The organism is Pseudomonas sp. TZ252 (assembly GCF_056110345.1).
In genome coordinates, this window is the sequence record NZ_CM148566.1 from 4851666 (window position 1) to 4869801 (window position 18136).

The window sequence follows — 18136 nt, forward strand, 5'->3', positions numbered from 1 at the left end:
GTATCCGAACATGCCAAAGATGAAGACCAAAAGTGGCGCGGCCAAGCGCTTCAAGAAGACTGCTGGTGGCCTCAAGCACAAGCACGCCTTCAAGAGCCACATCCTGACCAAGATGACCACCAAGCGTAAGCGTCAACTGCGCGGCACCTCGATGCTGAACAAGTCTGACGTTGCGCGCGTAGAACGCTCCCTGCGTCTGCGCTGATTATTAAGGTAGAGGATTAATTCATGGCTCGTGTTAAGCGTGGCGTTATCGCCCGTCGTCGTCACAAGAAAATTCTGAAGCTCGCCAAGGGCTACTACGGTGCACGCTCGCGCGTGTTCCGCGTTGCCAAGCAGGCGGTGATCAAGGCTGGCCAATACGCCTACCGTGACCGTCGTCAGCGCAAGCGTCAGTTCCGCGCACTGTGGATCGCCCGTATCAACGCTGGTGCTCGTCAGAACGGTCTGTCCTACAGCCGCCTGATCGCCGGCCTGAAAAAGGCGGCCATCGAGATCGACCGTAAGGTCCTGGCCGATCTGGCAGTGAACGAAAAAGCGGCGTTTACCGCGATTGTCGAGAAAGCGAAGGCAAGCTTGGCTTAAGCCCTACGACAATCACCGGACTTCGGTCCGGACGTAACGTCACCGATAGGGGAAGAGCCTTACCGCTCTTCCCCTATTTTGTATCTGGAGTCCATACATGGAAAACCTGGATGCGCTGGTCTCTCAAGCATTGGAGGCTGTGCGACACACCGAAGACGTCAATGCCCTGGAGCAGATCCGGGTTCACTACCTCGGCAAGAAAGGCGAACTGACCCAGGTGATGAAGACCCTGGGCGACCTGCCGGCCGAAGAGCGGCCGAAGGTCGGCGCGCTGATCAACGTGGCCAAGGAAAAGGTCCAGGATGCGCTGAACGCGCGTAAGACCGAGCTGGAAGGGGCCGCGCTGGCCGCCCGGCTGGCCGCGGAGCGCATCGATGTCACCCTGCCCGGTCGTGGCCAACTGAGCGGCGGCCTGCATCCGGTCACCCGCACGCTGGAGCGCATCGAGCAGTGCTTCAGCCGCATCGGCTACGAAGTCGCCGAAGGCCCGGAAGTCGAAGACGACTACCACAACTTCGAAGCGCTCAACATTCCGGGCCACCACCCGGCGCGTGCCATGCACGATACTTTCTATTTCAATGCGAACATGCTGCTGCGTACCCACACCTCACCGGTGCAGGTGCGGACCATGGAGTCCCAGCAGCCGCCGATCCGCATTGTCTGCCCGGGGCGCGTCTACCGCTGCGACTCCGACCTGACCCACTCGCCGATGTTCCACCAGGTGGAAGGCCTGCTGGTGGACGAGGGCGTCAGCTTCGCCGATCTCAAGGGCACCATCGAGGAATTCCTCCGCGCCTTCTTCGAGAAGCAGCTCGAAGTGCGCTTCCGTCCGTCCTTCTTCCCCTTCACCGAGCCCTCGGCCGAAGTGGACATCCAGTGCGTGATCTGCAGCGGCAACGGCTGCCGCGTGTGCAAGCAGACCGGCTGGCTGGAAGTCATGGGTTGCGGCATGGTGCACCCGAACGTGCTGCGCATGTCCAACATCGATCCCGAGAAATTCCAGGGCTTCGCCTTCGGCATGGGCGCCGAGCGCCTGGCCATGCTGCGCTACGGGGTGAACGACCTGCGTCTGTTCTTCGATAACGATCTGCGCTTCCTCGGACAATTCCGCTAGGCCAGAACGCAACCGGATTCCTTAGGAGAACAGGATGAAATTCAGTGAAAAGTGGCTGCGGAGCTGGGCAAATCCGCAGGTTTCCCATGACGAGCTGGTCGCTCGCCTGTCCATGGTCGGCCTCGAGGTCGACGCCGACCTGCCGGTCGCCGGCGCCTTCAGCGGCGTGGTGGTCGGCGAGGTGCTCTCGACCGAACAGCATCCGGACGCCGACAAGCTGCGCGTCTGCCAGGTCAGCAACGGCAGCGAGACCTTCCAGGTCGTCTGCGGCGCGCCCAACGTGCGCGCGGGCCTGAAGATTCCCTTCGCCATGATCGGCGCCGAACTGCCGGGCGACTTCAAGATCAAGAAAGCCAAGCTGCGTGGCGTCGAGTCCTTCGGCATGCTCTGCTCGGCCAAGGAATTGCAGATCAGCGAAGAGAACGCCGGTCTGCTCGAGCTGCCGGCCGACGCGCCGGTCGGCCAGGACGTCCGCACCTACCTGGAGCTGGACGACTACACCATCGAGGTCGGCCTGACCCCGAACCGCGGTGACTGCCTGTCGCTCGCCGGCCTGGCCCGCGAAGTCAGCGCCATCTACGACGTACCGCTGGCGCCGGTGGCGGTGGATGCGGTCGCCGCGCAGCACGACGAGACCCGTCCGGTCGAACTCGACGCGCCGGCCGCCTGCCCGCGCTATCTCGGACGGGTGATCCGCAACGTCGACCTGAGCCGGCCGACCCCGTTGTGGATGGTCGAGCGCCTGCGCCGTTCCGACATTCGCAGTATCGACCCGGTGGTCGACGTCACCAACTACGTGATGATCGAACTGGGCCAGCCGATGCATGCCTTCGACCTTGCCGAGATCAACGGCGGCGTGCGCGTGCGCATGGCCGAGGACGGCGAGAAGCTGGTCCTGCTCGACGGCCAGGAAATCACCCTGCGCGCCGACACCCTGGTGATCGCCGACCACCAGCGCGCCCTGGCCATCGCCGGGGTGATGGGCGGCGAGCACAGCGGCGTCAGCGACAGCACTCGCGACCTGTTCCTCGAAGCCGCGTTCTTCGACACCATCGCCCTGGCCGGCAAGGCCCGCTCCTATGGCCTGCACACCGACTCCTCGCACCGCTTCGAGCGCGGCGTCGACAGCCAGTTGGCGCGCAAGGCCATGGAGCGCGCGACGCGCCTGATCCTCGACATCGTCGGCGGCGAGCCGGGGCCGATCGTCGAGCAGGTCAGCGAAGCGCACCTGCCGAAGGTCGCGCCGATCACCCTGCGCGCCGAGCGTGTGACCCAGATGCTCGGCATGCCGCTGGACGCCGCCGAGATCGTGCGCCTGCTGCAAGCCCTGGAGCTGACGGTGGTAGCCGACGGGGAAGGGCAGTGGTCAGTCGGCGTACCGAGCCATCGCTTCGACATTTCCCTGGAAGTCGACCTGATCGAGGAACTGGCCCGTCTCTACGGCTACAACCGCCTGCCGGTGCGCTACCCGCAGGCGCGCCTGGCGCCGAACAACAAGCCGGAAGCGCGCGCCGCGCTGCCGCTGCTGCGTCGCCTGCTGGTCGCCCGCGGCTACCAGGAAGCGATCACCTTCAGCTTCATCGATCCGGCCCTGTTCGAACTGTTCGATCCGGGCACCCAGCCGCTGACCCTGGCCAACCCGATCTCCGCCGACATGGCGGCGATGCGTTCCAGCCTCTGGCCGGGCCTGGTCAAGGCGCTGCAGCACAACCTCAACCGCCAGCAGTCGCGGGTCCGCCTGTTTGAAAGTGGCCTGCGCTTCGTCGGTCAACTGGAAGGCCTGAAGCAGGAAGCCATGCTCGCCGGCGCCGTCTGCGGCAAGCGCCTGCCGGAAGGCTGGGCCAATGGCCGTGACGGCGTGGACTTCTTCGACGCCAAAGCCGATGTCGAGGCAGTGCTGGCCAGTGCCGGCGCCCTCGGCGACTTCAGCTTCGTGCCCGGCGAGCACCCGGCGCTGCACCCAGGGCAGACCGCGCGCATCGAGCGGGAAGGGCGGCTGGTCGGCTACCTGGGCGCGCTGCATCCGGAACTGGCGAAGAAACTCGACCTCGAGCAGCCGGTGTTCCTCTTCGAGCTGCTGCTGGCCGAAGTGGTCGACGGCCACCTGCCGAAGTTCCGCGAGCTGTCGCGCTTCCCCGAAGTGCGCCGTGACCTGGCGCTGTTGGTGGACCAGGACGTGCCGGCACAAGACATCCTGACACAAATCCGTGCGGCGGCCGGCGAATGGCTGACGGACCTCAGGCTGTTTGATGTGTATCACGGTAAAGGCATTGATCCGCATAGAAAAAGCCTTGCCGTCGGCTTGACCTGGCAGCATCCATCGCGCACTCTTAATGACGATGAAGTCAATAGCACGACGCAGAACATCGTCACGTCGTTGGAAGAAAGGTTCAATGCCACGTTAAGGAAATAGCGTATGGGGGCTCTGACGAAAGCTGAAATTGCGGAACGTCTGTACGAAGAGCTGGGCCTGAACAAACGGGAAGCCAAGGAGTTGGTGGAGCTGTTCTTCGAAGAGATCCGCCAGGCGCTGGAGCACAACGAGCAGGTCAAGCTGTCCGGTTTCGGCAACTTCGACCTGCGCGACAAGCGCCAGCGCCCCGGACGCAACCCGAAGACCGGTGAAGAAATCCCGATCACGGCCCGCCGCGTTGTCACCTTTCGTCCAGGGCAGAAACTGAAGGCCAGGGTTGAGGCATATGCTGGAACCAAGTCATAACGACGAGCTGCCACCGATTCCGGGCAAGCGCTACTTCACCATCGGCGAAGTCAGCGACTTGTGCGCGGTCAAGCCCCACGTGCTGCGCTACTGGGAGCAGGAGTTCCCGCAGCTCAACCCGGTGAAGCGCCGCGGAAATCGCCGCTATTATCAGCGCCAGGACGTGCTGATGATCCGCCAGATCCGCGCGCTCCTCTACGACCAGGGCTTCACCATCGGCGGGGCGCGCCAGCGCCTCTCCGGCGACGAGGCCAAGGACGACGTCACCCAGTACAAGCAGCTCATCCGCCAGATGATCGCCGAGCTGGAGGAAGTCCTGCTGGTCCTGAAGAAGTGACGGAAGCAAAAAAAACTTCCACTTATCAGAAGCTTAGTATATAGTTCGGCTCACTTCGGAAGCACAGCCACTGAGCTTGGAAGTACAGTCGGGGCGTAGCGCAGCCTGGTAGCGCACTTGCATGGGGTGCAAGGGGTCGAGTGTTCGAATCACTCCGTCCCGACCAAAAATCCCTAGAAAATCCAGTCACTTAGCGGTGACTGGATTTTTTTATGGTCGGGTATTTTGTGTGTCCCTCGAATTTTGCCCCACTCTTTGCCCCACCGGAAAATCTCGCGGTTTGCAGGCTGTTTATGCGGTGTTCCTGAAGTCGAGCACTTCCAAGTATTCCAGCCATGCTAGCGAGTCACTAGAGCTCTATCCCCCGCAGCACGCGAATCTGCTCCTTCAGATACAGGTCCTTCTCATCCTCCATCAGCAGCAGGATTTCCAGGACGCGGGCTCTAGAGATCTCGTGGTCTTTGGAGAATCTATCCAGCCGCTTGATCGCTTTGTCGCTCAGGATGAAGTTGTACTGCTTCTTTCCTTTGGCGTCCTTACGACGGAGCTTTTGCCTCCAGAGTCGTCTGATCGTCGCGATGCAATGAGCTCTCTCCATGGTCTTCCACGTAAACGAGTCGAGAGTAATCAGTAGGCGCTGATGGCTTTCAGGACGAGGGTTGGGGAACACCTGGTTGGAAAGATGTTTGCTCAGCCATTCCCAAACGTGCAAGCAGGCTTCTCGTTCGTTCCGTTCCTTGATCCAGTCCCACTCCTGGTCCAGTTGCTGCTGCTCATCCCATGCACGCTTCAGGTTTGCCAGAAATGACGTCTTTCCCCTTGGGGGCGATTCAGCGCAGTCGATCGTGGCTATCAGTAGGTCTCTCGCAGATAGCGCCGGCGAATAGATTCGCTCGTTCGCTATTTCACGGGGCAGTCTGCGCTTGATCCAAGACAGCTGACGTTCGTTCTCCGATATCCAGGAGAAATGCTTCTCAGGGATCAGTAAGTAGTTCTGATTGCCCCCCAAGAGATCCGTCGTCACTCCGAACTTCTCGATGCTCTCGGCTATGCGGTCACGCATGGTCGTAGGAATGATGTTCTCGCGGTGGTAGACGGCGGTATCGCGCAGTGCCAGGTAGAACCACAGCCAGATGTCACGGCGACGATCGAGAGATTTTTCCTTTAGGAGCACGGAGAGGGCGTCCTCGACGAAGAAGCCGGATGTGGGAGGACGATGGCGTTGGGTCATGACTTCCTTGCCTTGGTGAAAGCTTCTAGCTGCGAAATAGAGCCGGAATTGTAGTGGTCAACCCATCCCGGACAGTGGGTTGAGTTTTTCTTCGGCCACCGCAGGCGGTAGCCCGTCGTTGAATTGATGCGGCCTGATCCAGTTGTAGCGGTGCATCAGGTAATGACTGATGTCCCGTTGGGCCTCCTGCGCCGTCAGGTAACCCGTTGACGGGACCCACTCCGACTTCAGACTGCGGAACAGGCGCTCCATCGGCGAGTTATCCCAGCAATTCCCTCGGCGACTCATGCTCTGCTGCATCCGATAGCGCCAGAGCCGTTGCCGAAACAGGCGGCTGGCGTACTGGCTGCCCTGGTCTGAATGGAACAGCACCTGCTGTGGCTTGCCGCGCTGTTCGTAGGCCATGTCCAGGGCCTTGATCACCAGTTCGGCATCCGGCTTGGCCGAGAACGCCCAGCCGATCACCCGCCGGGTATGCAGATCCAGCACCGCGGCCAGGTAGTGCCAACGGCCTTGCGCCCAGACGTAGGTGATGTCGCCACACCACACCTGATTGGGATGCTCGGTCGCGAATTCGCGGTTCAGCCGATTCGGGATATCCGGCCGCTCAACCGTGGCCTGTTTGTAGGCGTGCGAGCCCGGTTGCTTGCTAACCAGGCCCAGCTCACGCATCAACCGACGCACTCGGAAACGGCCGATGGTCACGCCCTCTTCGCGCAGCATGCCCAGAATGCTGCGGCTGCCGGCCGAGCCCCGACTCTGGCTGAACAACTGGTTGACTTGGCTGCGTAGCGCCACGCGGCGAGCATCGACACGCCGCCGTCGAAGACGGTGGACGTAGTAGCAAGACCGCGCCACATCGAAAGCTGAACAGACCACTTCCACCGACTCCTGCTCACTCAACTGGTCTATCAGCGCGTACGATCGAGTTCGTCCGACATCAAGAGAGCGGTAGCCTTTTTTAATATCGCTTTCTCCCGCTCCAACCGGTTGATCCGGGCTTCCAGCTCCTGGATCTTTTGCTGCTCAGGCGTCAACGCCTTGCTCTTCGGGGTCACACCCTGGCGCTCCGCCTCGAGCTGCTTCACCCAACGGCGCAAGGCCGAATCCACCACCCCCAGCGAACGGCAGGCGTCGATATGGCTGTAGCCTTGGTCCAACACCAGGGCCGCGGCCTCTCGTTTGAACTCGGCGGAAAACGTACGTCGTTGCTTGCTCATCAGACACCTCTCTCACGGCGAGGATTTTCGCCTAAATCGGTGTCCGGGATCAGTAGACCACTACACAGCCACCCATAGGCTTTTTGCTGCTTCCTGTAGTCCAGGAGTTCGCTCCACGCTGAGCTTGCTCTCCCATGCTGGCTTCAGCTCGAGGAGACAACGGTGTCTGAGCGACGTTTTCCTACGATGCCTGGCGTGCGCAGGGCGAGATGCGGCAGGAGTGGGATGAAGGTTCACAGTGAAACCAGCGCCCCCTGAGCAGATACCCTCTGCCCGAGGGGCGCTTGGCCTCAATCCTCAACCACTTGCATGACAAGGCGCCGCCTGGTGACCTGAATGCTCACCTTGCAGCCAACCTCAAAGCCCGCAGCCTCCAGCCAGTCGCCACTCAAGCGCAGGTAGGGAATTTGCCGTGGCTTGCCACGACGTTCCCAATCGCTATGACGGCTTTCATAGAGCTGGTAGCCGACCGTTAGAAGTCGAGAGTTCGAAAGAGGGGATTTCTGGGTAGCCATGATTTTTTCCTGTGTAGGTAAAAAACCGCTTGGCTTTCGGGAGCGGCTAACCGCCTAGAGAAGGTGTGTTCAGCACCTGGCCGGCAGGGTAGCGAGGGGGCATCCAGGGGTCAAGCGATGGGCTGCCCGGATCGAATGCCTCGCCGAGGCGCCAGCCGGCCCCTTCACAACCCCCTCTGCCGCAGCGCCCCCATCTCCCGCTGCTCCTCCTCGCCAATCTCCTTCAACGCCACTTCTCCCACTCCCAGCGCGCGTTCCACGCTGAGTTCGCCGCCCTGGGCGGCGAGCAGGGCCTGGAGGCGTTGGAATTCGCCGCACCAGAGGGTTTCGATGTCGCGGTCGCGCTGGCTGTCGCGGTTGGCGTTGAGGGCGACGGCGCGCAGTTGCAGGCGGCCGTTGTCGGCCTTGCCGCCGACTTCCAGGCCGTAGCCGGGGGTGGCGGGTTTGCGCAGGACGACCCTGCCGGTCTGCGCCCAGGCGGTGGCCATGCCTTCGCGGACTTCGTAGCCGAGGCTGGCGAGGCCCTGGAGCACGGCCTGGCGGCGGGCGAGGGCGGCCTGTTGCTGGAGGTGGGCGGTGAGGATGGCACTGCATCGCTCGGTGAGTTCGGCGAGTTGCTGCGGATCGCTGTCGGGCTGGCAGGCGGCGGCGCGCTGGAGCAGTTCGGCGTGTTCGGCGGCGCCGAGGGCGGCGACTTCGCTGGCGAGGTCTTGCAGGTGTTCCAGTCGCTGGCGTTGCTGCTGGTGTTCGCGGGCGGCCTGGGCGAGGTCGAGAACCAGGCTGTCGAGCAGCAGGTTGCGGCGCTCCGGCCGCTGTTCGGCTTCGGCGCGGGCCAGTCGCTCGAGGAACGCTTGGGCGCTGGCCTCGCCTTGCAGCAGTTGCAGTTCGGCGATGTGCCGGTCGATGCGCGCCAGGCGCTGTTCGCGCGGGGCGTCCTGTTGCTGGCGGGCGCGCCACTGTTCCAGGGTGATGGGCGTTTCGTCGGTCTTCAGGCGCTGGGCGAGTTCGTGCTGGGCTGCGCTGAGGCGTTCCTCGGCGGGGGCGCTGGCGAGGGCGGCGAAGCCTTGGGCGAGCAGGGCTTCCGCGTCGTCGCGGAGGACGCCGTCGGCCAGCGTATGCAGGGTTTGCCGGAGTGCCGCGCTGGCGGCATCGGGCCTGGCGTCGAGGGCCTGGAGCAGGGCGCTGGCGTTTTCCTGGAGGCGGCGGTGTTGCTGGCGCGTTTCCGCGGCCTGGCGGATGGCGCGCTCTTCGCGTTCGGCGAGGTCGCGCTTGAGGAATTCGCTTTCGATCTTCACCTGTAGTTGCACGTCCAGCCAGCGTTCCTGTTCGAGCAGGGCGTGCAGGCTGGCGCGGCGGGCGTGGGCGGCGGCGCGCTCGGCGTCGCTGAGCTGGGCGAGCCGGCTGGCCTGGTTTTCCCAGCGCGCGAGGGCCTTGTCCAGGCGTTGCAGGTCGCGCTCGCAGGTGGCGATGGCTTCTTCCCGGGTGACGATTCGTACGACTTTCGGTCCGCTCATTGGGAGGCCTCCGCTGCTGCCGTGGGATGGGTTTCCGCGCTGGGCGCCAGGGCCTTCTCGATGGCGGCGCGCAGCCGTGCGCGTTCGTTGTCGCCGTCGTGGTACCAGCCCTGGGAGGAAACCCGGTGGAGGTGCGGGATCGCCCGTCGCAGCACCGAGGGTCGCCAGATTTCCCGGGCGCGGGCGCGTTCCAGCAGCGGGTGGCAGGGGGCGTCGCATTCGATGCCGATGGCGTAGAGGCCGGTGGCCGGGTTCTCGATGGCGAAGTCGAGGCCGAAGGCGTCGCCTTCGCTGGCGGGTGCGGCGGACCAGCCCAGCGAGCGGATGTACTCGCCGACGATCTCGCTGAAGCCGTCGTGCCGCTGGTAGTGCTGGCGGCGCTGGTCGCTGCGGTCGGTGTGCAGGCGCTCGAGCAGTTGGCCGGTACCGGCGAACTCGCCGGCGGACAGTGTGCGGGCGTATTCCAGGTAGCCTTGCAGGTAGTCGCGCGGGCTGCTCGGCGAGCGCTGGGTGCCGAGCATGTCGGAGATGTCGCCGATCGGCATCGAGGTGATCATCACCACCTTGCGCCGCGCGCGGGTCACCGCCACGTTGAGGCGGCGCTCGCCGCCGGTCTGCCCGAGCACGCCGAAGTTGCGCCGGAAGCTGCCCTGGCCGTTGCGGCCGAAGGTGGAGGAGAAGACGATCACGTCGCGCTCGTCGCCCTGCACGTTCTCCACGTTCTTCACGAACACGCCCATGTCCTCGCCGTCTTCGCTGCGCTCGCGCTCCTCGCTGTAGGCGGCGCGGAACGTCTCGTCCTGCTCGGCGCGCAGTTCCAGGCGCTCCTCGATGAGGTCGGCCTGCTTGCGGTTGAAGGTGACCACGCCCACCGACGGCCGCGCCGCGTAGGGTTGGCGCCAGAGTTCGGCGAGGTAGTCGACGACTCGCTCGGCCTCGCGCTCGTTGCTCTGGTTCTGGTACAGGCCGTTCACCTGGATCAGTTCCAGCGGCTTGATGCGCAGGATGTTGGCCTGCGGATGGCGTACCGGCACGCTCAGGCGGTTGCCGTAGAACGAGGCGTTGGAGAAGCCGATCAGCTCGCGGTAGGCCGAGCGGTAGTGGATCTGCAGGGTGGTGCTGGGCAGGGCGTTGCGCGCCAGTTGCAGGAGGTCCGGGCAGTCCTTGATCTCGCGGCGGTTCCAGGTGTCCTCGTAGGCTTCGCGCTGCTCCTCGTCGGCGTCCTCGTCGGGCGCTTCGCCGTCGAACAGTTCGGCCTCGTCGCTTTCCACGCGGCTGGAGAAGAACGCGGTCGGCGGCATCTGCTTCTCGTCGCCGCTGACCACCGTGACCCGCCCGCGATAGAGGGTCGGCAGGGCGAACTCCACCGGCATCTGCGAGGCTTCGTCGTAGATCACCATGTCGAACAGCCCGGCCTTGAGCGGCAGCACGCGGCTGGCCAGGTCGGGGTTCATCAGCCAGACTGGGCGCAGGCTCATCAGGCCGAGTTCGGCGCCCAGCTCGATGAACTCGCGCAGGCGCCGCGAGCGCTTGCCGGTCAGGCGGGTGACGTCTTCCCACTGCTTGCGGCTGCCCAGGCGCGCGGCGTCGATGCCCTTGCCGAGCAGTTCGCGGTTCAGCGCGCGCATCTGCACATCGGCTTCGGCGAGGCTGGCGACCCTGGCCCTGGCTTCGTCCTGGCTGAACAGCAGTTCCGGATTGTCTTGTTCCAGGCGCTGCTTCCAGCCCAGCCGCGCTTCGCGATTGAGCATGCGGCGCACCGTGGCTTCGAGTGCTTCGGCGGGAATCGCGTCGAGTCGTTCCTGGCGCTGGCGCAGCAGGGCCAGGAATTCCAGCTCGGTGGCTTCGAGCTGGCCGGCGCGGCCACGGAAGCGCTGGTAGGCGACCAGTTGCGGTAGCGCCTCGCGCAGGCGGCCGAGGGCCGGCAGGTTGCTCTGGTTGCCGGCGATGGCGCGGTGCAGCTGTTCCAGCAGTTCGTCGCCGAGCCAGTCGGCGAGCACCTTCAGTTTGTCCAGGCTGAGCTGGCGTGCGGCCTGGCGGATCAGCGCGGCGTCGAGGTCGCCGAGCAGCGCTTCGAAGCGCTGTTTCTCGCCGGTGAGGATCACCGCGTCGAGCTGCTCGGCGCGCGGCGCTTGGGCCAGGCCACGAGCCAGGGTCTGGATCTCGCGCAGTTGCTGGCTGGCGTGGCCGGCCAGGCCGGTCAGTTCCGGACCGGCATCGGTGGCGACTGTCGCCAGCCCCAGGCTCTGTTGCAGCGCCGCCAGTTGCCGGCGCAGCGGCCGCCACTGGCGCTCCAGGTCGCAGGCGCCGAGGAGGGCGGCCAGGCGGTTGTCGTCGTCGGCCTCGCCGTGCTCGCGCAGGAAGCGCCGCAGGCGGCCGCGCCGCAGCAGGCGCAGCGGGTTGAGCCGAGCCAGCCAGGTGCGTGCCTCGAGCACCTGGCGGGCGTGGGCCTGGAAGCGTTCGAGGTTGTTCTCTTCGAGCATGGCGAGGGCCGGCGACAGCAGCGGCGCATGCCGTTCGAGGTCGAGCTGGCGCAGTTGCCGTTCGATCTGCTCGGCCTCCGCCAACAGGCCGTCGCCACGGCTCGGCTGCCCTGGCGTGGCGTCGCGGAACAGCGGCAGCCAGTGGGCCAGGCGCTGGCGCTGCTCCTCGCGCAAATTCAGCAGGGTACCGACCTGGCTTGCCAGCCAGGCGCGGTAGGGCGTCGGGTCGTCGACCTCGAAGCTCGCCGGGTGTTCGTCGAGGGCTTTCTGCCGGGCGTTCTCCGCTTCGCCGAAGGCGCGCAGGCTGTCGGCGAAGGCTTGCAGGGTGGCCTGGTCGGTGGCGAAGGCGCGCAGTTGCGCCAGCGGGCTGCCTTCGTAGCGGGCCGGTAGCCAGAGGCGGACCAGCGGCGCGCAGTTTTCCTCCAGGCGCGCCAGGCTGCCGATGTCCAGCGCCGCCAGGCGCTGGCGCAGGGCCGGGAAGTCCAGCGGCGGCGAGCCTTTCTCCAGCTCGATCAGTTCGCCGAGCAGGCGCCGGTAGCTCAGCCCGGTGGCCTCGTCCACGCGGTGCAGGCTCTGGTGGTAGCGGTCCAGTTCGCCTTCCAGCGCCTCGATACGCGCCGCCAGGCGCTCGCGCTGGCGCTCCCAGCCCTGGGTGCCGCCGGCGTCGGCGAACAGCGCTTCGAGCTGCTCGCGGATGTTGCGGATCACCGGTTCGCGGTCGCGGTTGACGTCGTTGAGCATGACGATGCGCTGGCCCAGGCCCTCGGCCACCAGGCGCTTGTGCACCACTTCCAGGGCGGCGTGCTTCTGGCAGACGATCAGCAGGCTGCGCTGGCGGCCGATGGCGTCGGCGACCATGTTGACGATGGTCTGGCTCTTGCCGGTGCCGGGCGGGCCCTCCACCAGCAGCCCCGGGCTCTGCCGGGCCTGCAGCACGGCGGCCTCCTGGGACGGGTCGCTGGCCACGGTGAAGTAGCGCTGCAACTCCGGCGGGCTCTCGCGGGCTTCCGGCTCGCCGTTCTCGCGCAGGCGCAGCGCGGTCTCCAGTCCGGTGCCGGAGGGCGGCAGGCTCTTCAGCTGGCGCAGGTCCTCACCGATCGCCTGGCCCATGAAGGTGACGTGGAACAGCACCGCGGCGCAGGCCAGTTGGTCCTGGTAGGGCGTGACCTCGGTGGAACTCGGTGGCAATCCTTCCAGCACCCTAGCACGCGGCGTGGCGAGCAGGCCGAAGGCATCCATCACATCGGCGGCGCGCAGCGCGGAGCGGCCGAGCAATTCGTCGGCGACCTTGCGCCAGCGCTTGCACGGCTCGGGGCCGAGCAGGCTTTCCAGGGCCGGGTTGAGGCGCACTTCCTCGCGCTCGCCGTCGAAGGCAAGCGCCACCTGGCCGCGGCTGCCGACTTCCAGTTGCAGCTTCAGCGGCCACAGCAGCAGCGGCACGATGCGCGTGCGGGTGGTGCCGCGCGGGTCGCGGTTGAGCAGGAAGGGGAAGCCCAGGTAGAGGCCGTCGATGCCGGTGTCACGCTTGTACAGCGAGCTTTGCCGGGACAGCGCGTTGAGCCGCACTTCCAGTTGCGGGTTGGCGAGGAAGCTGTCCGGGTCGAGGCTCACCGCGCGGGCGTTGCGTTGCAGCAGGTGGTCGAGCAGAGCGGCGGCGGGGCGTCGCGCGCTATCCAGTTCGTTGAGGTCGATGCGTGGAGTGCTCTTGCCGATGCTCATGCGCACCAGCGGCCCGCGCATCACTGCGGCGACCACTTTCTTCTCGAAGAAATCGAGGATCTGCGACACGTACTGCTGCTTCTGCGGTTCCAGCCACTGTTCCGGCGGGATCGCCAGCAGCACCAGGACCCTCGCCAACGGCATGCGCCGCTCCAGGCGGAACTGCTCGGCCCATTCGTCGACCCTGGGCACGCCGCTGCGGGCGAAGCCGCTGATGCGTTCGTCGACGCGGCGGTACAGTTCCTGCCGCGAGTGCTGCAACAGGCCGCGCGCGGTCTCCGCGTCGAACAGGTGCACATCGGCGTCGCGGGCCAGGCCGGCGGCTTCCTCGACGATCGCCTCGGCGGCACGGAACTGGCCGATGTTGGCGCTGAGCAGGACGATCAGGTCTTCCTCGGCGATCACCCGGCGCTCGGCCAGGGCCAGCAGGCCGGGGTGCTCGGTGTCCGGCAGGAGGCGCTGGCGCTCCTGCCACTGCGCGGCGAGGCGCGCCCGCGAGGTTGACAGCAGGTAGATGCGCAACTGTTCTTCGGCAAGTTCGATGTGCTGGTGCAGGGCGCGCTGGCGGACGTTCTCGGCGCGGGTCTTGAGCCGCGACAGCCAGCTTTCGGTGTGCAACTGTTCGAGCAGGTCGGGCACCGAGCCGCTGATCAGCCGGTAGCCCTCCAGCGGATGCTCCAGCAGCCAGCCGGGGGTGACGATCTCGCCGCGCTGGATCAGCGGGATTTCCGGGTTCAGCAGCTTGAGCGCCAGCATCAGCCGGAAGTCGTCCTCCAGCCCCTCGTGCTGGGCCACCTGGCGCAGGCCGGCGAGCAGCCTGGGCGACAGGCCGATGTGCTCGGCCCAGGTGACGATCGCCCCGCGCAGCAGGTGGTCGAGGGCCTCCGCCCAGTGCTCGGCCTGGGCCGCGGCCAGGGCGAAGACCGTCGGCTTGCGGAAGCGCCGTGCGCCGAGGGCGATGCTGGCGCCTTCGACGTCGTCCTTTTCGCTGTCCGCCGAGGCCGGCGCGTCCACCGCCTCGCCGTTCAGCCAGGCCTGTACCTGCGGCCACTGCCAGCGCTGGTGGCGGTCGCGTGCAAGCAGGCCGCGCAGCAGCAGGTGCAACTGCGGGTCGAGGTCGTCGGGCAGCGCCACGCCGTTGGCCAGCACGTGGATCAGGAAGGCGTTGGCGTTGACTCCTTCGAAGCAGGCGCCGCGGGTCAACTGCTCCAGCAGGATCATGCCCAGGCTCCACCAGTCGGAAGCCGCCGCCACGCCGCCGGCGATCGCCTCGGGGGCCATGTAGCGGCTGGTCTCCAGCGGCGAGACGATATCCAGGTCGAACTCCGACAGGCGCGCCGAGCCGAAGCCGCTGATCACCAGGTCCAGTGGCTCGTGGCTGCGCACCAGCAGGCTGGCCGGGCGCAGGTCGCGGTGGCGCAGGCCGGCTTCGTTGAACACGTGCAGGGCGTGGCCCAGCTCGCGGACCACGTGGCGCACCGCCTCGCGGTCCTCCAGCACGGTGCCGAGCTCGGCGAGGCTGCCGCCGGTGAGCTCCTCGACCACTTCGTAGGCGCGCTCGTCCCAGCGGCCGGTGGCGAGGATTTCCGGTACGTGTTCGCGCGGCAGGCGGCGGATCACGTCGTAGATCGCCGGGTCCGGCTCGGCGCCCGGGCGATACAGGGTGAGCACCGCCTGGCGGGCGCTTTCCGCATGTTCGGCCAGGTAGCGCTCGCGCACGCCGTCGCTGCTGGCGATCTGCCGCAGCAGACGCCAGCCGTCGATCAGGGTTTCCGTGACGGCGGGCTGCGGCGTGGCCTCGGCCTGCATCGGCAGCGGGCCTTCGGCCGGCGCGGCACCGCACTCCAGGCACATCAGGTCGCCGGGTTGCAGCGGGTGGCCGTTGGCGCAGAGCGGGGCGGACGCCGCTGGCGGCTCGCTGGCGGGCGGCGCGATGGCTTCCTGGGTCAGCACCGGTTGCGGTCGCCAGCCGGCGGGATGGATGGCTTCGGCGGAAAGGTCCCAGCCGCAGGGCTGGCCCTGGATCGAGCCTTCGCAGAAGATTTCCGAAAGCGAGCGTTCGCTCTGGCAGTTGGGGCAGAAACGTATCATCGGTATCGATCCATTCAGCGCGGCCGATGGGCGCTGACGCTAAGTTGGTGGCCCTGTTCGCGCAGCAGGTCCTGTAGCCGCAGCAGGTCGTCGCGGCGCGGGATGCCGGCCATCCACACGCTGCCGTCATGGTCGAACATCAGGTCGAGGGCCTTGTCGTCTTCGCGCAGTGGCCGCTGGTAGCCGCCGAGGCGCGCGCGGCCGAGTTCGGTGAGCAGGCTCAGGCGCTGGTTGTCGCTGCCGCGCAGGGCCAGGCTCTGTTCGGCGTGCTGTTGGTAGGGGTCGCTGATCAGCGCGTCGATCAGCCCGGCGGCCTGTTCCAGTTGCGCGTGCAGATGCTCCAGCGGGTAGCCGCTGTAGACCAGGATGTCGGCGCGGCTGCGCTGGCGCAGTTCGCCGAGCAGGGCGAGGAGGGCAGCGAACTGCTCGAAGGGTTCGCCGCCGGAGACGGTGATGCCCTCGGCCTGCTCCAGCCATGGCTGGATGTCGGCGAGCAGGCGTGCCAGGGCGATGCGCCGCCGTCCCGGCCCCCAGGTATCGGCGGAGATGCAGCCGGGGCAGCGGATGCTACAGCCCTGGAACCAGATGCCCAGGCGCCGTCCCGGGCCCAGGGTGGTCACCGGGAAATGCACCCGCGACAGGCTCAGTTCCATCTCAGCGGCGTTCCAGGGTCAGGCCGTCGGCGTCCAGGGCGCTGATCAGGAAGCGCTCGCCCGGCTGCGCGTCCTGGTCGAACAGTGCCCGCGACAACGGGTTGAGCAGGCGCGCTTCGAGCTGGTTGCGGATGCCGCGGCCGCCGTTGGACAGGTCGCCCAGGCAGAGGTCGTGCAGCGCCTGGCGCGGCGCCTCGGCCAGTTCGATGACGAGGCGCTGCTCGCGGAGGTCGGCGAAGGTGCCGTCGACCATCTGGGTGAAGATCTGCTCGGCGACGTCGGCGCGGATGAAGTCGAAGACGATGATGTTCTCGCCGATCCGGTTGAGGATTTCCGGGCGGTTGAGAACCAGCTTGAAGTAGCGCTCGATCTCGCCGTGGACCTTGCCCTGCACCGCCTCGAAGGGCTCGCCGGGGAGCACGTTGGCGACCCGTTCGCCGTTTTCCCCCTGGCGGTAGATGCCCAGGTTCGAGGTGAACACGATCAGCGCCTCGGAGAAGTACACGCGATCGCCGCGTCCGGAGGTGAGCACGCCGTCGTCGAGGATCTGCAGGAACTTGTCGAGGATCCGGGGGTGGGCTTTCTCGATCTCGTCGAAGAGCACCACGCTGAAGGGTTTTTCGCGGATCGCGTTGGTCAGTTCGCCGCCGACGTCGTAGCCGACGTAGCCGGGCGGCGCGCCGATCAGGCGCTGGTCGGCATGCTCGGCGCTGAACTCGGACATGTCGAAGCGGATGTAGGCGCTCTCGTCGCCGAACAGCAGGCTGGTGACGGTCTTCGCCAGCTCGGTCTTGCCGACCCCGGTGGGCCCGGCGAGGAAGGCCACGCCGCGCGGGCGGTTGCCCTTGCGGCTGGCGCCGACCCCGGTCATCGCGCGCTTGACGATGTCCAGCATGTGGGTCACCGCGTGCTGCTGGCCCTTGACCCGGCGGCGGACGATCTCGTCGGCCTGGCGGATGCGCTGGCGGTCGATCTTCAGCCAGGGGTCTTCGGTGACGCCGACCTTGTAGCGGCGCACGGCGTCGGCGATGCGTTCCATGGCCAGGCCTTCCACGCGCGCCAACTGGACGATGGCGTTGAGATCGAGGAGCAGCAGGCCTTCGGTGTTCTCGACGAAGGTTGCGGCGGCCTGTTGCAGGGCCTCCTCGGCGACGCCCGCGCCGCCGAGCCCGCGGAGCAGCGCCGGGGCCAGGGCCCGGCGCGCCGGCTGGTCGGGCTTCGACACCGGGATATGGCGCAGGCGCGGGTTGTCCACCAGCAGCCAGTCGGGCAGGTCGCCTTCCTTTTCCACCACCCACAGCACGCTGTTGAAGAACGGTTTGCGCTGTTCCCCGGCGGGACGGCTGCGGGCCTGGTGGGAGAGCACCAGGGCCTGGGTGAACAACTGATGCTCGGCGGCGCTCAGGGCGTCGTTGCGCACCGCCAGGCGCGAGGCGAAGTCGACGATCAGGGCGATCGGCTCGCCGCTACGGTTGACCAGGCGTTGCAGGGTCGCGCCGAGCAGGTCGATGCCGGCCGGCGCGGCGCCGTCCACCGGGGTCAGGCCGAGGTCGAGAAGCACTTGCGGAGTGGCCCCCGCCTCGCTGCCCGGCCGGCCGAGCACGCGGAACCCGGCCAGCGGATCCCAGGCCAGCACCTGGGTGTAGCCGGCGTCCAGCAGGGCGTCGCAGAGGGTCTGGTTGAAGCTCTGCGCGGTGACCGTACCCGGCACCACTTCGCAGGCTTGCAGGTCGCGGATGTTCCCGGAGAGGACGAATTGGCTCTTGAGGGGCAGGAAGCGCAGGAGGTCGCGCAACCAGCGTGGCTTTTCGAACAGTGCAGTCCCTGGCATCGATAGTCGCTCACAGCGTGTGTCGTGGCCACAGCATATTGCCCCGAGGGCCATGTCTCCAACCCTGACCTCGCCGGAGGCGACGAAAACCGCTACGAGTTCCGGGTGCCAGGCTTGGCGGAGC

Annotated in this window: 13 protein-coding genes and 1 tRNA gene; 7 read left to right on the forward strand and 7 right to left on the reverse strand. The window is 66.5% G+C overall.

What is annotated here, in order from left to right:
• Positions 1-10 precede the first annotated feature (10 nt).
• The 7 genes from rpmI (at position 11) to ACYAF3_RS22705 (ending at position 4921) form a co-directional block, all read left to right on the forward strand.
• Positions 11-205, forward strand: a complete 195-nt coding sequence (rpmI, locus tag ACYAF3_RS22675; protein ID WP_003090673.1) for a 50S ribosomal protein L35 — start codon at positions 11-13, stop codon at positions 203-205.
• A gap of 23 nt (positions 206-228) precedes the next feature.
• Positions 229-585 carry a 50S ribosomal protein L20 gene (rplT, locus tag ACYAF3_RS22680; protein ID WP_003099086.1) on the forward strand — a complete coding sequence of 119 codons (357 nt, stop codon included), beginning with the start codon at positions 229-231 and terminating at the stop codon, positions 583-585.
• Between the two features lie 97 nt (positions 586-682).
• Entirely contained in the window at positions 683-1699 is a 1017-nt protein-coding gene (pheS, locus tag ACYAF3_RS22685; protein ID WP_003090666.1) for a phenylalanine--tRNA ligase subunit alpha, read from the forward strand.
• Positions 1700-1733: 34 nt separating this feature from the next.
• On the forward strand, positions 1734-4112 hold the full coding sequence (pheT, locus tag ACYAF3_RS22690; protein ID WP_023118044.1) for a phenylalanine--tRNA ligase subunit beta: 2379 nt from the start codon (positions 1734-1736) through the stop codon (positions 4110-4112).
• Between the two features lie 3 nt (positions 4113-4115).
• Entirely contained in the window at positions 4116-4418 is a 303-nt protein-coding gene (gene ihfA / locus ACYAF3_RS22695; protein ID WP_003090661.1) for an integration host factor subunit alpha, read from the forward strand.
• Positions 4399-4755: a MerR family transcriptional regulator gene (locus ACYAF3_RS22700; protein WP_003090655.1), complete on the forward strand. Its 357-nt coding sequence runs from the start codon at positions 4399-4401 to the stop codon at positions 4753-4755. Before ihfA ends, ACYAF3_RS22700 begins: the two co-directional genes overlap by 20 nt.
• 89 nt (positions 4756-4844) lie before the next feature.
• Positions 4845-4921: transfer RNA gene (locus tag ACYAF3_RS22705), tRNA-Pro, on the forward strand.
• Positions 4922-5104: 183 nt separating this feature from the next.
• On the opposite strand, the gene ACYAF3_RS22710 is transcribed toward ACYAF3_RS22705, so the two are convergent.
• From ACYAF3_RS22710 to ACYAF3_RS22740, 7 genes are all read right to left on the reverse strand, one after another.
• Positions 5105-5986, reverse strand: a complete 882-nt coding sequence (locus tag ACYAF3_RS22710; RefSeq protein ID WP_023084149.1) for a hypothetical protein — start codon at positions 5984-5986, stop codon at positions 5105-5107.
• Between the two features lie 57 nt (positions 5987-6043).
• Positions 6044-7206 (reverse strand): IS3-like element IS222 family transposase gene (locus ACYAF3_RS22715; protein WP_086937300.1). Its coding sequence is split into 2 segments (ribosomal slippage): positions 6044-6951 and positions 6951-7206, totalling 1164 coding nucleotides; the frame shifts between segments, so codons are not numbered across the junction.
• A 290-nt stretch (positions 7207-7496) separates the two neighbouring features.
• Positions 7497-7721: a SymE family type I addiction module toxin gene (locus ACYAF3_RS22720; protein ID WP_023116929.1), complete on the reverse strand. Its 225-nt coding sequence runs from the start codon at positions 7719-7721 to the stop codon at positions 7497-7499.
• Positions 7722-7885: 164 nt separating this feature from the next.
• Complete coding sequence (locus tag ACYAF3_RS22725; protein ID WP_128669717.1) at positions 7886-9235, reverse strand: coiled-coil domain-containing protein; 1350 nt, start codon at positions 9233-9235, stop codon at positions 7886-7888.
• Complete coding sequence (locus tag ACYAF3_RS22730; protein WP_023115279.1) at positions 9232-15528, reverse strand: AAA domain-containing protein; 6297 nt, start codon at positions 15526-15528, stop codon at positions 9232-9234. Before ACYAF3_RS22730 ends, ACYAF3_RS22725 begins: the two co-directional genes overlap by 4 nt.
• A gap of 14 nt (positions 15529-15542) precedes the next feature.
• Complete coding sequence (locus ACYAF3_RS22735) at positions 15543-16181, reverse strand: 4Fe-4S single cluster domain-containing protein (RefSeq protein WP_003090610.1); 639 nt, start codon at positions 16179-16181, stop codon at positions 15543-15545.
• Between the two features lies 1 nt (position 16182).
• Positions 16183-18066 (reverse strand): AAA family ATPase, encoded by a 1884-nt coding sequence (locus ACYAF3_RS22740; protein WP_003122571.1) that lies wholly within the window; start codon positions 18064-18066, stop codon positions 16183-16185.
• Between the last annotated feature and the right edge of the window lie 70 nt (positions 18067-18136).

Coding starts and splice junctions, on each gene's coding strand:
- ACYAF3_RS22710 (WP_023084149.1), bottom strand. CDS start 5,986: ATGACCCAACGCCATCGTCCTCCCACATCCGGCTTCTTCGTCGAGGAC.
- rpmI (WP_003090673.1), top strand. CDS start 11: ATGCCAAAGATGAAGACCAAAAGTGGCGCGGCCAAGCGCTTCAAGAAG.
- pheT (WP_023118044.1), top strand. CDS start 1,734: ATGAAATTCAGTGAAAAGTGGCTGCGGAGCTGGGCAAATCCGCAGGTT.
- ACYAF3_RS22720 (WP_023116929.1), bottom strand. CDS start 7,721: ATGGCTACCCAGAAATCCCCTCTTTCGAACTCTCGACTTCTAACGGTC.
- ACYAF3_RS22725 (WP_128669717.1), bottom strand. CDS start 9,235: ATGAGCGGACCGAAAGTCGTACGAATCGTCACCCGGGAAGAAGCCATC.
- ACYAF3_RS22735 (WP_003090610.1), bottom strand. CDS start 16,181: ATGGAACTGAGCCTGTCGCGGGTGCATTTCCCGGTGACCACCCTGGGC.
- ACYAF3_RS22740 (WP_003122571.1), bottom strand. CDS start 18,066: ATGGCCCTCGGGGCAATATGCTGTGGCCACGACACACGCTGTGAGCGA.
- ihfA (WP_003090661.1), top strand. CDS start 4,116: ATGGGGGCTCTGACGAAAGCTGAAATTGCGGAACGTCTGTACGAAGAG.
- ACYAF3_RS22730 (WP_023115279.1), bottom strand. CDS start 15,528: ATGATACGTTTCTGCCCCAACTGCCAGAGCGAACGCTCGCTTTCGGAA.
- pheS (WP_003090666.1), top strand. CDS start 683: ATGGAAAACCTGGATGCGCTGGTCTCTCAAGCATTGGAGGCTGTGCGA.
- ACYAF3_RS22700 (WP_003090655.1), top strand. CDS start 4,399: ATGCTGGAACCAAGTCATAACGACGAGCTGCCACCGATTCCGGGCAAG.
- rplT (WP_003099086.1), top strand. CDS start 229: ATGGCTCGTGTTAAGCGTGGCGTTATCGCCCGTCGTCGTCACAAGAAA.